This window comes from Polaribacter irgensii 23-P (assembly GCF_000153225.1).
In the GTDB taxonomy this organism is placed as follows: domain Bacteria; phylum Bacteroidota; class Bacteroidia; order Flavobacteriales; family Flavobacteriaceae; genus Polaribacter; species Polaribacter irgensii.
The window spans coordinates 1,734,831-1,750,347 of sequence record NZ_CH724148.1 but is presented as its reverse complement, the minus strand read 5'-3'; the positions used below and the strand labels follow the sequence as shown (position 1 = coordinate 1,750,347).

Annotated in this window: 16 protein-coding genes; 14 read left to right on the top strand and 2 right to left on the bottom strand. The window is 30.5% G+C overall.

Annotated features, from left to right (window positions below):
• Positions 1 to 337 precede the first annotated feature (337 nt).
• The 3 genes from PI23P_RS12770 (at position 338) to PI23P_RS07820 (ending at position 3,160) form a co-directional block, all read left to right on the top strand.
• The gene (locus tag PI23P_RS12770; protein ID WP_238299999.1) at positions 338 to 571 is read left to right on the top strand and encodes a hypothetical protein; all 234 of its coding nucleotides are present in this window, start codon (positions 338 to 340) and stop codon (positions 569 to 571) included.
• A 735-nt stretch (positions 572 to 1,306) separates the two neighbouring features.
• The gene (locus tag PI23P_RS07830; RefSeq protein WP_004570242.1) at positions 1,307 to 1,948 is read left to right on the top strand and encodes a peroxiredoxin; all 642 of its coding nucleotides are present in this window, start codon (positions 1,307 to 1,309) and stop codon (positions 1,946 to 1,948) included.
• Positions 1,949 to 2,602: 654 nt separating this feature from the next.
• On the top strand, positions 2,603 to 3,160 hold the full coding sequence (locus tag PI23P_RS07820) for a peptide-methionine (S)-S-oxide reductase (protein WP_004570240.1): 558 nt from the start codon (positions 2,603 to 2,605) through the stop codon (positions 3,158 to 3,160).
• Positions 3,161 to 3,247: 87 nt separating this feature from the next.
• Here the strand turns inward: PI23P_RS07820 and PI23P_RS07815 are convergent, their stop codons facing one another.
• On the bottom strand, positions 3,248 to 4,114 hold the full coding sequence (locus PI23P_RS07815; protein WP_018941820.1) for an EamA family transporter: 867 nt from the start codon (positions 4,112 to 4,114) through the stop codon (positions 3,248 to 3,250).
• Positions 4,115 to 5,002: 888 nt separating this feature from the next.
• Here PI23P_RS07815 and PI23P_RS07810 point away from each other — a divergent pair.
• The 3 genes from PI23P_RS07810 to PI23P_RS07800 all read left to right on the top strand — a co-directional run bounded on the left by PI23P_RS07810 (position 5,003) and on the right by PI23P_RS07800 (position 7,261).
• Positions 5,003 to 5,860, top strand: a complete 858-nt coding sequence (locus PI23P_RS07810; RefSeq protein ID WP_004570238.1) for a CPBP family intramembrane glutamic endopeptidase — start codon at positions 5,003 to 5,005, stop codon at positions 5,858 to 5,860.
• Between the two features lie 125 nt (positions 5,861 to 5,985).
• Positions 5,986 to 6,375, top strand: coding sequence for a hypothetical protein (locus PI23P_RS07805; RefSeq protein ID WP_238299998.1), 390 nt, complete (start codon positions 5,986 to 5,988; stop codon positions 6,373 to 6,375).
• Between the two features lie 166 nt (positions 6,376 to 6,541).
• The gene (locus PI23P_RS07800) at positions 6,542 to 7,261 is read left to right on the top strand and encodes a 3-ketoacyl-ACP reductase (protein WP_004570236.1); all 720 of its coding nucleotides are present in this window, start codon (positions 6,542 to 6,544) and stop codon (positions 7,259 to 7,261) included.
• Between the two features lie 520 nt (positions 7,262 to 7,781).
• On the opposite strand, the gene PI23P_RS12765 is transcribed toward PI23P_RS07800, so the two are convergent.
• The gene (locus PI23P_RS12765) at positions 7,782 to 8,030 is read right to left on the bottom strand and encodes a hypothetical protein (protein ID WP_004570235.1); all 249 of its coding nucleotides are present in this window, start codon (positions 8,028 to 8,030) and stop codon (positions 7,782 to 7,784) included.
• A 1,040-nt stretch (positions 8,031 to 9,070) separates the two neighbouring features.
• Here PI23P_RS12765 and PI23P_RS07790 point away from each other — a divergent pair.
• The 8 genes from PI23P_RS07790 (at position 9,071) to PI23P_RS07755 (ending at position 15,378) form a co-directional block, all read left to right on the top strand.
• Complete coding sequence (locus PI23P_RS07790) at positions 9,071 to 10,048, top strand: RES domain-containing protein (protein WP_004570234.1); 978 nt, start codon at positions 9,071 to 9,073, stop codon at positions 10,046 to 10,048.
• Between the two features lie 300 nt (positions 10,049 to 10,348).
• Positions 10,349 to 10,687 carry an SRPBCC family protein gene (locus PI23P_RS07785; protein WP_004570232.1) on the top strand — a complete coding sequence of 113 codons (339 nt, stop codon included), beginning with the start codon at positions 10,349 to 10,351 and terminating at the stop codon, positions 10,685 to 10,687.
• Positions 10,657 to 10,917 (top strand): GldL-related protein, encoded by a 261-nt coding sequence (locus tag PI23P_RS07780; protein WP_004570231.1) that lies wholly within the window; start codon positions 10,657 to 10,659, stop codon positions 10,915 to 10,917. Before PI23P_RS07785 ends, PI23P_RS07780 begins: the two co-directional genes overlap by 31 nt.
• 159 nt (positions 10,918 to 11,076) lie before the next feature.
• Complete coding sequence (locus PI23P_RS07775) at positions 11,077 to 11,598, top strand: hypothetical protein (protein WP_004570230.1); 522 nt, start codon at positions 11,077 to 11,079, stop codon at positions 11,596 to 11,598.
• Between the two features lie 147 nt (positions 11,599 to 11,745).
• Positions 11,746 to 12,162, top strand: a complete 417-nt coding sequence (locus PI23P_RS07770; RefSeq protein ID WP_004570229.1) for a hypothetical protein — start codon at positions 11,746 to 11,748, stop codon at positions 12,160 to 12,162.
• A 167-nt stretch (positions 12,163 to 12,329) separates the two neighbouring features.
• Entirely contained in the window at positions 12,330 to 12,752 is a 423-nt protein-coding gene (locus tag PI23P_RS07765; protein WP_004570228.1) for a PH domain-containing protein, read from the top strand.
• A 123-nt stretch (positions 12,753 to 12,875) separates the two neighbouring features.
• Entirely contained in the window at positions 12,876 to 13,808 is a 933-nt protein-coding gene (locus PI23P_RS07760) for a carboxypeptidase-like regulatory domain-containing protein (protein ID WP_004570227.1), read from the top strand.
• A 172-nt stretch (positions 13,809 to 13,980) separates the two neighbouring features.
• The gene (locus PI23P_RS07755) at positions 13,981 to 15,378 is read left to right on the top strand and encodes an alpha/beta hydrolase family protein (protein WP_004570226.1); all 1,398 of its coding nucleotides are present in this window, start codon (positions 13,981 to 13,983) and stop codon (positions 15,376 to 15,378) included.
• Positions 15,379 to 15,517 lie beyond the last annotated feature (139 nt).

Genomic DNA, 15,517 nt, shown 5'->3' with positions numbered 1-15,517 from the left:
GTGCACTGGGTTATTAGCTTTAAACGCGCAACAAACCTTTCGCAAAAGGTTATAGATAAAAAAAATGATTGAATACTTTAACATATCTCTTGGGAATTGGTATTTTCAGCTAGCACTGCTAATCCTATTATATTTAATAATTAATTGGATCGTTGATAAATTCATTAAAAAAAGAGTGTTAAAAATGATCGTATCTTTCACGTTTTCAATCATTTTAACACCAATCGTTTATTCTTTATTTGTTGCATTTTTCTTTTCTTTCCTATTTTATGAATCGCACCCTGAATTAAAATTTAGTTCAACAGCATGGGCTGAAAATAAAAAGGAACGTCATCACATGAAAAAAAATCTAATTGAAAATAAGTTCTTATTCGGAAAAACCAAAAATAAAATTATTAAAATTCTTGGAAGGCCTCAAAAAAATTTCGAAGTAGGTCTGGACACTTCCAAAAACTGGAATTATTCTATGGGTAGCGAGGGTCATGGAATGGGTTGGAAATTTCACTCCCTCAGCGTACACTTTAAAGATGGAAAAGTAGCGGCTGTAAAAACCTCGGAGTTTATTGATTAAAAATGTACAGCCTGCAAAACTTTTTATTAAAGATGGGTTATGTGCAGCTAAAAGTTTGTCTCTTTTTTGCGCATTGCTGCTTTTTCTTTGGAAATTCCTCCCTCATAAAAACGGAACTTTTATAATACAAAGACCTTGTACTTCATTGCGTAATGAGCCATAAAATGGCTGAATTGAGAATTCTAAATACAACAGTATATAAAAAACTTCGCTCTTCATTGTTGGATTTGTTTGGGTTTCTACTTTGGGCATTCAAACAATATCTCGGATAAACTTACATCCTTCTAATCTTTCAAAAGAACAGCACTTAATCATTGTAAATCAATTTCTTACAATCGATGTGTTTTCAGAACATACTTCTAATTCTGCCAGAAATAAAATAAGGAAGTCTCCAAAAATAACTTCCACACAGCAGTTATCAAATTGTAGCATAAACCATTGCCACGAAATTAAAAAAAGGGTTCGGAGTGCACTGCTGTTTTGAGATCACTTAAACGCAGGAAACTCCAAAAGTAGAATTAAACAGAATCGCATAAAATTCAATAAAGACGACGAAATCTCAACAGCATATAATATTAATTGCGCGTTTTAAAGTTTTTACAAAAATCTAAATATACTTTCTATGTGTGATTTATTCATTAACTTTAATAATTATTAAATGCAACTAATATTGTACGAAAATAGTACGTTCAATTTTAAATAAAGGAACTATTAACAATTAAACCATTAATTAGTATGAGCACAATTAGATTAGGAGATATAGCCCCAAACTTTACAGCACAGTCCACAGAAGGTGAAATTAATTTTCATGAATGGTTAGGAGATCGTTGGGCAATTTTATTCTCTCACCCCGCAGATTACACTCCTGTTTGTACAACGGAATTAGGAGCGGTCGCTAAGTATAAGGCTGAGTTTGACAAAAGAAATGTTAAAGTGGTTGCCTTAAGTGTCGATGGTCTCGATTCACACAAGGAATGGATAAAAGATATTAACGAAACACAGAATACAACTGTTAACTTCCCTATCATTGCTGACGAGGACAGAAAAGTAGCCATGCTCTATGACATGATTCACCCAAATGCAGATAATCAACTTACGGTTAGATCTGTGTTCGTAATTGGATCGGATAAAAAAGTGAAATTAACAATTACATATCCAGCATCTACAGGTAGAAATTTTGACGAGTTATTGAGAGTCATTGATTCTTTGCAATTAACAGCATACTATAAAGTTGCAACACCTGCTAATTGGAATAACGGTGACGATTGCGTAATTGTACCAGCTGTTTCGAATGAAGAAATACCTGCCATGTTTCCAAAAGGACATACAGAAGTTAAACCTTATTTAAGAATGACTCCACAACCAAACTTGGATTAATAGGGTTACATCATTTCCTATAAAGGGCGTTTTAAAGCCCTTTATAGGAATACGTATTACCTGAGGTACAATAGGTGTCAACAGAAAGAAAGAAAGAAAGAAAGAAAGAAAGAAAGAAAGAAAGAAAGAAAGAAAGAAAAGACGAAACGAAAACACACAGATACAAATTCACCCCAGAGGGAAAAAATGTAATATTTCATTTACTAAAAGTATCATTTTTCACTTGTATGGTTTTAAGAATGGAGCTCAATAGTAGCGCAAACTGTCTGAATTTTCACATATAGTTATTAAAAAATTTGAGCACAGCACCTTTCACATAAAAGTGATTTCCATGGCAACTTGAAAAGACTCTAAAAAGCTAAATACAAACAATTAAAAAAGGCACAACACACCTCTTTTGACTTTTTTCTCCCAAGTATTTAGAGGTAACAGCAAACAAAATCAGCTTGTATAAGAGCGTATAATAAATATTTTAAATGTAGAAAAAATAGGCATTTAAAAAAAGCGCTACACCAGCGTTGCGTATAATACGCATTGCTGATTTTATCCCGATCACAAAATGCTACACAAATTTTCTTGGTTCGTGTTTTATTGATTAAATTCCCTTTTTAAATACGCAATGAAACTTTACGCACGGCGTTAAAGCCAACAGAAATGACAAAAAAAGAACAATTAATTGACTCCAAAGTATCGGAAGAGACTATTTATATTGCCGGCGGTTGCCTCTGGGGTGTGCAGGAGTTTTTAAAACATCTTCCAGGAGTACTTAAAACCCAAGCAGGAAGAGTCAACGGCTGTACTAATTCTACGAAAACAACCTATGATGGCTATGCCGAATGTGTCAAAACAACCTTTGACTCTAAAGTTATTTCAATTGAAAATTTAATGTATTACCTTTTAGAAATCATTGATCCTTACAGTATCAACCAACAAGGAGATGATATCGGAGAAAAATACCGCACTGGCATCTACAGCCGTGATCCAAATCACCTCGTAAAAGCAAAAAATTGCATAAAAAAAATAAAGCAAACACTGCAGCAAAAAAATAAAACAACAAAAAAAATAACTATTGAAGTACTACCTCTAACAAATTTTATCCAAAGTGATGCAGAACATCAAGACCGACTAACTTTGCACCCCAATGACTTCATTTATTGCCACATTCCTTTAGACCTATTACAAAAATATAAAAAAACAACAACACAGATATAGCGAACTAAGAGGCTCTAATTTTGAAAAGACGCTAATTTATCATAAGAATATCAGCCCGTATCTTGCGTTCATTTACAAAATGCTTGGCTATTCTTTGATTTCTTTTATTACAAATTCATTAAGTGCAAGGGAAGCAAAAATAAGACCTCCACCAATTAAAATTTTCTGAAGATCTGCTTCTTTGTTCCATATGACGAGGTTGACAATCAGTCCTAATGGAATTAACGCATTATTCATTATCGCTAATGAGCCTGTATTTACCTGAACAACACCTTTGTTCCAAAAAAAATAACCTGCTCCTGAAGCTACAGCACCTAAATATATTATTATTCCCCACTGCACTGTGGTAGTGGGCATCTTTTCTGTTGAGCCAAGAATGAAAAAAGCTATTAATGCTACTAAAAATGCACCTATAAAGAACAATCCAAAAATACTGTGCTTTGGTGTATTTTCTAATTCTGGTCTAGATTGTAATAAATGTTTGTAGGCAACTTGCCCAACAGCGAAGCAAAGGTTGGCACCTTGCGTGATCAAAAAACCCAAAAAGACATTTTCATTAATACTTGAGTATTGAATATAACCTGCTCCTAAGACGGCTACTAAAGCGGTAATTAAATGTTTTTTGTGAAATTTCTTACTTAAAATATCATTCAATAAAGTAATGTAAATTGGTGTCAATACACTAAAAAGCAATACTTCTGGCACCGTAAGAAACATAAACGACTGAAAGTAGAAACAATACATCAAACCTAATTGAACCGAACCAATTGCAATAAGTTTGAAAATTATTGCTATTTTAATATCTTTAAGTCTTAAAAAAGGCAAGAAAATTAATGTAGCAATACCGATGCGCATCAATACTGAAAACCATGCATCCACATACCCAGAAAGATACACACCAATTAAGCTAAACGAAAAAGCCCAGACCATCGTAACGCCAAATAAATACCTCATAAATAAATTTTTGATTAAAAAAAACAAGAACAAATACACCCCTTAAAACAAAAATTAATTCCTTAAAATGCGTCCATAAAACTACCTAAATAAAGACAATGAGTTTTAATTGATACAATAATTACCCTTCATAAGACGCCCAAATAAGAATCGCTGTTGCAAGTGATCAGCATCCACAATGAAGAAAAAAATAACAAAATTGAGGCGCGAAGATATTCTGTTTCGAATGATTTTGGCAAATTAAAGTAAGTTATTTTAGAACTTAAATAGTGGATTCTTATGAGATACTAAAGAAACTTCGCTCCAGGCATTTTAATCAAATTGCCTAGCGCAGTCAATCAACTATGAAGCTATTTCAAGTAAGAAATTTAGAAGGAATCGCAATTTTTATTGATGTTTGAGCAACTTGCTGTGCCCCCTGAATTCAGCATCGACCAATAGTACTTCAGTTGACTGAAAAATATAAAAATAATGAGCATGTAAAGATCCTATTGATATCTGTAAATGCTTCCAAAGAGAAGTGGATGTTCTTTTTAAAAAAAATAGTTCAAACGGAATGAATCTGTTCATAAAAAATGGAATGCGTACTGGTTTCGGAACTAATTACATTGTTAAATCAATCCCCAGGTAAATACGTATTGGCAAAAATGGAAAAATTATAAACTCTAATCAATCCGAGCCCTGCCTATCCATTTAAAAAGAAAATGAAAAAACAATAACGCACTGCGATAAAGTATAAAATTAATTGCTTGCTTCCCTCCTATTGCCACAAGTTCAATCTTACATTTTTAATTCGTAATTTATTTGGTACATTTACTACTTTAGTAAAGCAACTAATATTATGGGAATTGGTTGGTGTTCATAAAAAACGAACCTAATTAAAGAAAAATGAATTCTATTAGAATGCAAATACATACGATTGGAAGGGTGTTCTTATTTATGATATCCTATTTTATTATTGTTGCAATATTCGCAATGATTGGTGGTTCAATTTTTCAGGTGGACTATTCAAATCGAGTATTGACAAAAACCTCAACACAACAATTAGGAAGTAGTGTTTTTAACCTCATTGGTACTTTTTTAGTGATCGGACTTTTTATGAAATTTGTCGACAAAGAAGACTTTATAAAACTTGGATTTCAGACCAAAAATAGAGGCAAAGAATTCATTAGTGGAACTGCAATTGGACTGTCAATAATGACAATAAGCTATCTTCTGCTAATTTATTTTGAAGAAATATTTTTTATAAGCGTACATTTTAATTTCAAAGAATTCATACGCTCGATACTACTTTTCATAATTGTAGCTATTGTTGAGGAAACGCTTGTACGTGGTTATATTTTAAAAAATCTGATGCATGCATTCAATAAATATATTGCATTAATTTTATCGTCCGCATTGTTTTCTTTGATGCACAGCTTTAACCCAAATGTTGACCTGTTTGCGCTACTTAATTTATTTTTAGCCGGAATAGTTCTCGGAGTATCTTACCTCTATACTAAGAATTTATGGTTTCCAATTGCGTTACATTTTAGCTGGAATTTATTTCAAACACTTCTTGGTTTTAATGTAAGTGGTCAAGACACGTATTCCATTATTGAATTTAAAATAAATGAACGTAATTTAATGAATGGCGGAGCTTTTGGACTTGAAGGTTCCTATATATCAATTGTTGCTGAAATAATAACAATTGTAGGCATTGCCATGTATTACAATAGAAAAAAACCAAAGCATCGCCTCGAATGAATGCTTGACAATAAAAAAGATACGAAAATACAAACGGACCTTATCGCTGTAATTTGTATATTAAATTTTACGATTTAAAACACACAAGGAATCTTATAAAAACAACTATCAAAACCATAGAAAAAGTGAAAATACCCTATAAAAAAAGACACATACATCTGAATTTAATTTTGGGGCTCACGTGGCTTGCAAGCGGAATACTTCAAACAGTACAAAATGAGAATGCCACCTTTTATGACTGGTACTGGTTGCTACTTTCTGGGGTATATTTCACCATATACTATTTTCAAATTAAAAAAAAATATATTACGATTGAAAACGGAATCATAAAGAAAAACTGGCCTTTTGGAAAAACCATGAGGCTGAGTGAAATAAACCAAATTAAACATTTTTCAGGAAAATATATTCTTACCTCTAATTTAAAAAATATGAAGATTCATATTGATCTTATTGATGTGGAATCATTGCCACTGTTAAAAACCGAGTTAGATACATTAAATGCAGAATGGACCTAAAATCGCTTTAATACTGCCAGCAATGTATAAAAAATTACTATATTTTTGCTGCATTAAAAATGAGTTGTTTATTTGCACATTGGGCATTTTCCTTGCGAAAATGCGTGTTCAAAAGGCACCACATACAATATAGAACTACATTAAAAATACCAATTAAAAATTAAATATGACAACATTAAAAACAAAAAAAGCAATCATTACAGGTGGTGGAAGAGGACTTGGAAAAGCTACTGCGATCGCATTTGCAAAAGAAGGAATTGACGTGGCTATAACGGGTAGAAATGAAGCCGTGTTAAAAGAAACCGTTTCTGAATTAGAAGCGTTTGGCATAAAAGCAATTTATTCAGTATTCGATGTAAGCGATTATGAATCTGTTAAAACCAGCATTAAAAGCATTATCAACGAGCTAGGGTCTGTAGATATTTTAGTAAACAATGCTGGAATTGCAGCCTTTGGATCCTTTCATGAAATGGAGGTTGCACAATGGAGTCAAATAATTCAAACCAACGTGATGGGAATGTATTATGTTACGAAAGAAGTTTTACCATACTTAATAAATCAAAATGAAGGGGATATTATTAACGTTGCATCTACAGCGGGATTAAGTGGCAATGCAAATACTTCTGCCTATTCAACATCAAAATTTGCAGTTATTGGAATGTCTGAATCTTTAATGAAAGAAGTGCGTAAATACAATATTAGGGTGTGTACATTAACGCCAAGTACCATTGCATCTGATATGTCAATTGAACTTGGAATTGCTGAAAAAGATTCTCAAGATAGCGTGCTACAACCTGAAGATTTCGCAGAGTTGGTAGTGGCCGGATTAAAACTACCAAGAAGAGCAATGCTTAAAAGTGCATCTTTGTGGTCTACAAACCCATAATGAGTTAAGAAAAAAAATAACAATGTATAACAAACAGAGCGCGTTTGTGTTCAATCGAAAGTGCTATGCGTATGCACTCCCTAATAAACGGAAGCATGGGACTTATCAATTGCTCGGCGTTTCTTTGACCATCCGATGGCAGAAATTAAAAACAAATATTGATAATCAAACTATTTCTTTAAAAAATAAAAGGTTTTGCAACTGGCTATGGAAATAAAGCGCTGTGGATCGTACTGTATAAAAATAACAGCAGTTTGGATACAAACGTGAACCACTATTAGTTTTTAATGAACTGACTTAAACCTCCGAAAGAAAAAAAATGAAATCCGAAACAGATTTTCCAAATCAAGAAAAGAGTTTACAGAACGCGCAAAAAGACTTTAAATATTTTATTATGTATCGTTGCCAAAAGCACTAAGTGCGTTGTTACGGCATCTACGAATTCCTGCATTTAGAACAAAAAAAAAGGTTAGTAACTAAAACTAACCTTTTTTTTAATTTATTTAGGGGTATTTGAGCACTATGCCGTAGCATTTTGTGGTGCCCAACTTGAACATAACATTTTTGACGCTGCTTTTAGAGGGTTCGCACATGATACTTTTTCATATCTAGCACATGTTCCACAATTTGGATCATTTTTTAAAGCTGCCTTCATTTCGAAGCTATCACAAGTGTAACTCGTATCTACAGATACACCATGAACTTTACATTTATTATTAGATGTCAAACTCTCACAATTCACACAACTGTTTCCTATTCTGATAGACATAATTTTTAGTTTTAAGATTAATATGATATAAATGTAGGCGTTATGGCCTTTAGAACAAATACAAATAGCTCATTACAAGATATTTGTATTTAGACTGCTTTAAGATAACTAAAAAATAGTACCCTATCTGTCTATGAATATGTATCAAGTATTTTCAGAACGGAGGCAAAAATAGCCACCTTCTTTCATGGGTTTTTACACAATTATGCGATCCTCAAAACCGTATAATTGCATCTTTGTCATTTTATTTTTAGTTTAGAAACAACGGTCTTAAATTGCATTTTACAAATATTCCAAAAACGAGCAAGACCCAAACAAAAAACTGACTACAGCCAAAGATGACCCTGAATTCAGGGATACTAAATTTATACCATTTTCAGGGATTGACACGAATGCAATTTTAATATAATTTTGTTTTAAAAGTAATTATTGAAAAATTTTGTTTTATATCAGTATCCGATAGAAAAAAGGAGCCGTTCGTTCTATAAAACTTTGAAAGCTACAAGTCTTTTTTTTTCAATAATCATTGATCTGCGAACAATACATAAATTAAAAAAAGAATGATACAATTTGTACTCGCCATAATTGCTTTAATTTTAAATCTATTTTAAAATTAGATATATGAAAGTTTTGTGTTGTTCCTGAATTATAGTTTTGGTACAATTTTAAAAATATAGGGAAAAGACCTATGCATTGAGAAAAAGAAGTGTTGTTTCCCTTGCTTTAAGAAGAAGCGAGGGAATAACCATGAATTCAGAGATACTAAATTTATACCATTTTCAGGGATTGACACGAATGCAATTTTAATGTAGTTTTGTTTTAAAAGTAACTATTGAAAAATTTTATTTTATATCAGTATCCGATAGATAAAAGGAGCCGTTCGTTCTGTAAAACTTTGAAAGCTAAAAGTCTTTTTTTTTTCAATAATTTGACGCTAAAAGGAAAAACGCAAAAACCTATAAAGTTCCGCATATCCCCCCAATATAGACACTAATACGGATAAAAGGTAAGACTATAAACAAGTTGTTCCACATTACGAAATGAATTTAGATATAGAAAAATTCCCAAGTCATAAAGAAACAATCAAGTCTATTGAAAGATTAAAAAAACTTGAATGGCCAAAATTAAAAAAGTCAGATAACATTAACGATTTTGTTGAGAAAGTCCAAGACTTAATTCAAACTGAATTTGAGTTTTTGCCAAATATTTTCAAATTTATTGAACATAAAAATTTTGGTTTACCTATTTATAGAGTTAGAGAATTAAATTCATTCACTAACATTAATTTATTTTCAGAACATAGTTATCCTCCAATTAATTTAGTTGGATTTGGGAGATGTAACTTCCCTAATTTTCCAGTTTTTTATTGCTCTGACAATCCTATGATTTCACTTCTTGAGGTTGTTAGAGAAAATAATTATAAAGGAAAAAAATATTGTATTTCAAAATGGGAGCTAAAAAATCCTGAAGAAAAACTGGCTTTTCAAACGTTTATCCAAACAGATTTACATCCTGACAATAACTTTAATTTCCTGAAAAACGAAGAAAATGAACAATTGAAGGAACCTATAGATGAGAGAATAGATTTAGACAAACAAGCCGGAATAGTTGAATTGACAAAATATCTTCAGAGTATTTTTATAAATGATAATAGTTATGAATTATCAGCGAGTTTGGCCCACAGGACTTTATACGCGAAACACAATTTTGCAACAGATGTACTAATATATCCGAGTAAACAATCTGCGTATAAAGGAATAAATATGGCAATTCATCCAAATTTTGTAGATAATAATTTATTCATAAAGCGATTCTATATTGTTGAACTTAAGAATATCGATAAATCTATTGGAAAATTTGATATCACTTTTTCAGAATATGCTACAATTGAAAAAAATGTTATTATTTGGAAAAAACTTAAACCAGAAGATGAAAAATTTAAGATTTTACTAATCGAAGATTTCAAATCAGTAATAACCCCAGACTTTAAATGGGAGTTTGAACATAACACAAAATAACGTGGTACAACAACGTGTATAATTAATTGCTGGCAAATCGCTTACTTACGAAAGTCCAAACGGTCTTTCTTGGTTTATGTTTTATTTAGTAAATTAGTCTCTTAAAACACGCAAAAAATCATACACAAACACGTTACCATACATACGAAAAAAATTATGCCGAGAATTGAAATTCGTACTAAAATAAAATCTAAAAAAGAAATAGTTTTCGATCTTTCGAGAAGTATTGATTTACATAAAATATCGACTGAACAGACTAATGAACAAGCAATCGCTGGAAAAATTAGTGGATTAATTTAAATGAATGAAAGTGTGACTTGGCGAGCAAAACATTTCGGAGTTTATCAAAATCTAACTTTAAAAATTACGGAATTTGATAAACTCAATTACTTTGTAGACGAAATGCAAGAAGGAGCTTTTAAGGAGTTTAAGCATGAACATCACTTTGCGGAATTGAATGGCGGAACTTTAATGACAGATATTTTCAATTACAAATCACCACTAGGTGTTTTAGGTAAATTTGCAGACAAAATATTTCTTGAAAAATATATGACTGAATTATTAACTGAAAGAAATCGAGTTGTAAAAGAGTTTGCAAAATCTGACAAATGGAAAAAAATATTGAAAACAAAAAAATGAAACATCAAAATATGGAAATAAGACAAACTAATAAAATAATGTATATATTAAATGGCATTTCAGCTACTCTTATAATAATTGGTGCTATTCTAAAAATCAGCCATAATGAATATGGAAACCTGATAATCTCTATTGGTTTTATTTCGGCGTATTTTATAGACAATATTGAAATAAATCGATTGAAAAAAATAATCAAACAATTGGAAAAAGAAAATACTTTAAAGAATTAGAAAAAACGTATGGTAACACCGTATATAATTTATTGCTTTTTTAGGCTTACTTACGAAAGTCCAAACGGACTTTCCTAGTTAGTATTTTATTTACTAACTAGGTTGCTTATACACGCAACAAAGTTTAAACAAACACGTTGACAATAATTAAAAACCGAAATGAAAACCGAATTTAAAACTGAAATTGTTGAAACCAAACAACCAATAAAAGTATATTCTATAATATTCGGAATATTATATCTATCGGCGAACTTTTATATTTTTCTGTTTGACAAAGAAAATCATAATATATATTTGAAATATTTAAGTATAATAATATTATTATTTGGTGCATATTTTATATTTGGAGAATCTCTTAAAAAACCGAAAGTAGTCGGAGTTTATGAAATACATGAAAAACATATTTCAATCTACTCAAACGGAACTGAAAACAAAATTGAATTGAACGAAATAAAAAGTATCTTTTTAAAATATATGGGTTATGGAAGTTGGTTAGGCCATTCAATTTATGGAAATAAAAATTTCTTGAAAATAATTAATAAAAACGGAAATGAATATAATTTTGAAATACTTTTAAGAGATAAGAAAATGAAAAATGATTTTAAAAGTGTTCTGAAAAATATTGGAATTAATGAAAAATTTGATTTTACTAAAATGAATAATTCGAGCATTGAATTTTAAAAAACTATTGCCAACACCTTGTAAAAAAAATTGCTAGTAAAAGTTTAATTACAAAAATCCTCGCGGATTTTCTTGGTTCGTATTTTATTTACTAACTTTTTTGCTTAAAAGACGCAACTTTCCTTACACAAACACGTTGTAATTCCTATGAAAAAAATTACGATAAGTAGACCAAAAGAGAGTTTTAATAAAAACTGTTCATATGAAATATTCCTTGGAAAAAAATATCTGACTGCGTTGAAAAACGGAGAGAAAAAAACTATTGAAATTCCTAATAATTTAAAGAATGAATCTTTGAAAGCCAAAATTCAATGGTGTGGAAGTAAAAAAATGGAATTGCGGAATACAGACGACCATGAAAAAATAACTGTTAACGGAAATAAATTCATGAATAAAAAAATGCCTTTATTTGGAGCAATGTTTCCACTAATTGGACTTATGTTTTTTAATCTGAAAATGGTGCCAAAAAATATTGGAATTGGAATTTTTATAATTTTTTTAATTGGAATTGTTGGAACAATAACTATTTGGAGAAATAAATGGCTGAATATTAAAACGGAATAAAAATACGCATTACAACACCGTTTAAAGTTTATAGCTAATTTTAGCTTATTTACGAAAGTTATGACAGACTTTAAATTTGTCATTTATTTACTAACTTTAGTGATTGAAACACGCAACTAAACTTACACAAACACGTCGCCAGTAATTTAATAAAAACCGAAAACCGAATGAAAATATATAAAGCGAATCGAAAAGGACTTATCAATTATCTACTAATTGGTTCTCTGATTTTACCAATAGTTGTATTCTTTCTTGAAAAGAATACTTTCACGGAAAAACCCTTTATAATTTTACCTTTATTGAGTCCATTAGCTTTAATATTTTGGATTTATTTTGACACATCTTATAAAATTGAAAATAATGAATTTATTTATCGCTCTGGATTTTTAAGAGGAAAAATCGGAATTCCAAACATAAAGGAAATACTAAAAGAAAAAACTATGTGGAGCGGAATAAAACCAGCATTAGCGAGAAATGGACTTATTATAAAATTCAATAAATATGACGAAATTTATATTGCGCCTGAAAATAATAACGAATTGATTTCGGACTTACTAAAAGTAAATTCTGAAATAAAAATAACGGAATGAAAATTTGAACGAATAAAAACTACTGGCAACAACGTGTATAATTAATGGCTCCAAAGTGCTTAATACAAAATAAGTGCTTTTTTATGAAATTTATTACTTAAAGAAACTATTAATCTTTTTTACATGCAACAAATCTTATACAAAAACGTTGCCCACAATATGAAAAAATCGCTCGCCATCATACTTATACTAATATCCAACCTTTGTTTTAGTCAATTAAAATCAGTAATAATTGACAGCGAAACGAAAGAAAAAATACCTTACGTAAATATTTGGGTGGAAAACGAAAACATTGGAACAACATCAAATGAAAAAGGAGAATTTGAAATACAAGTAGATAGCCAGAAAATTATTTTATTTTCTGCAATCGGATTTCAAACAAAAAAAGTATCATCTGATTCGATAAAAAACATTCTGGAGCTGAAACCTGTAATAACTGAATTAGACGAAATAGTTATCAATTCTAAAAAATTATCTCAAGAATTGACAATTGGTCAGTTTAAAAAATCTAAAATCAATAGTTATTTTGGTTGCGGAATATATCCTTGGATTTCTGCTAAATTTTTTGAGCGTAAAGAAGAATATGAAAAAGCACCTTATCTTAAAAAGTTTAGAATATTGACGAATAGTGATGTGAAAAACTCAAAATTTAATATTCGGCTTTATGGAGTAAATGAAAAAGGAGAACCTGATAATTATATCTATAACGAAAACATAATTGGAATTGCAAAAAAGGGAAAGAAAATAACGGAAATTGACGTTTCAAAATTAAATATAAAATTTCCCGAAAAAGGATTTTTTCTTGCAATTGAATGGTTAATAATTGAGGAAAATAAATACGAATATAAATATACAATGAAAGGTTCAAGAAAAAAATTAAAAAGCATTTCTTATGAACCTGCAATTGGAATCGTTCCAACTGAAACTAATAAAAATAGTTGGAGATTTAATAAAGGAAAATGGATTAAAGCTTCTTGTAAAAACAAGAATGAATCTATGAAAAGATATAGAAATAAATATAGTCTTTTAGCAATTGAATTAACACTTACGAATTAAAATACTGTGGGCAACACCGTATAAAATTTATTGCTTTGTTTCTTGCCTACTTAAGAAAGTCCTCGCAGTCTTTCTATCTGTGATATATTTATTAACTTCACTAATCAATCCAGCAACTAATCCTGCACAAACACGTTAGCAAAAATTAGAAAAGTAAACAGAGAGAATTAATATGAAAAATTTTATAATCTTATTGGTTACATTACTAGCCACACTTACATCAACAGCTCAAGACATCACAGGACGATGGAACGGTGTTTTAAAAGTCCAAGGAACACAATTAAGAGTTGTATTTAATATTGCGCAAACTGACAATGGCTATAGCGCAACAATGGACAGTCCAGATCAAGGTGCAAAAGGTATTCCTGTTACAAATACAACATTTAAAAATCAGAAAATTAAATTTGAAGTAACTAACGCGAGAATTGAATATGACGGGGAATTAAGTGAGGATAAAATTATTGGAACTTTTAAACAAGGAGGTCAAGAATTCCCTATGAATCTGTCAAGAGAAACAATCAAGAAAGAAATTGTGAAGCGACCTCAAGAACCGATAAAACCATATGCATATTATTCAGAAAATGTAGTATTTAAAAATTCGAAAGCTAATGTTTCATTATCGGGAACATTGACTTTACCAGAGAAGGACGGAATTTTTCCAGTCGTAATTTTAATTACTGGAAGTGGACCACAAAATAGAGATGAAGAACTATTAGGGCACAAACCATTTTTAATAATTTCAGACTATTTAACGAAAAATAAAATTGCAGTTTTACGATATGATGACAGAGGAGTTGGACAATCAACAGGAGATTTTAAAACTGCAACTTCTGCCGACTTTGCAACTGATGTTGAAAGTGCTATTGCATACTTAAAAACAAGAAAGGAAATTAAGAAAAATAAAATTGGTCTCATTGGACATAGTGAAGGTGGCTTAATTGCACCCATAGTTGCTTCAAAATCGAAAGATGTTAGTTTTATTGTATTATTGGCAGGTACAGGAATTCAAGGAGATACATTGTTATTACTACAACAAGAACTAATTGCAAAAGCCAATGGCGTTTTAGAAACGGATATAAAAGAATCTGTTCAGACAAATAGAAAATTATTTGAAATAGTCGTTAATTCAAATGATAATTCAAAGTTAAAAGCAGATTTAACGGATAAATTAAATGAATTACTTAAAAATGAACCAAATACTGAAATTCCAAATGGAATGAAAAAGGAAGAATTTGTTTCAATGCAAGTAAATCAAATATCAAGTCCTTGGATGGTGTACTTTATGAAATATAATCCGGTCACAACACTAGAGCAAGTAACATGTCCTGTTTTAGCTATTAATGGAAAAAAAGATTTACAAGTGCCTTCAAAAGAGAATTTATCTGCAATAAAAAACGCTTTGACAAAAGGGGGGAATTTAAATGTAACCACAAAAGAATTCCCAAATCTAAATCATTTATTTCAAGAGTGTAAAACGGGTTCACCAAATGAATACGCAACTATTGAACAAACATTTTCACCAATTGTATTAGCAGAAATTACAAAGTGGATAAAAACACAGACGGAATAAGAACTTTTGCTAACAATTTATAAAACATAGGGAATTTGCGCTTAACCGAAAAATCTGTGTTTATTTACAAAGCCCGCTAAATATAAAATTCAGCGTGTACAGTAGAAAATATAAAACTAATATATATATTTATCTAAGT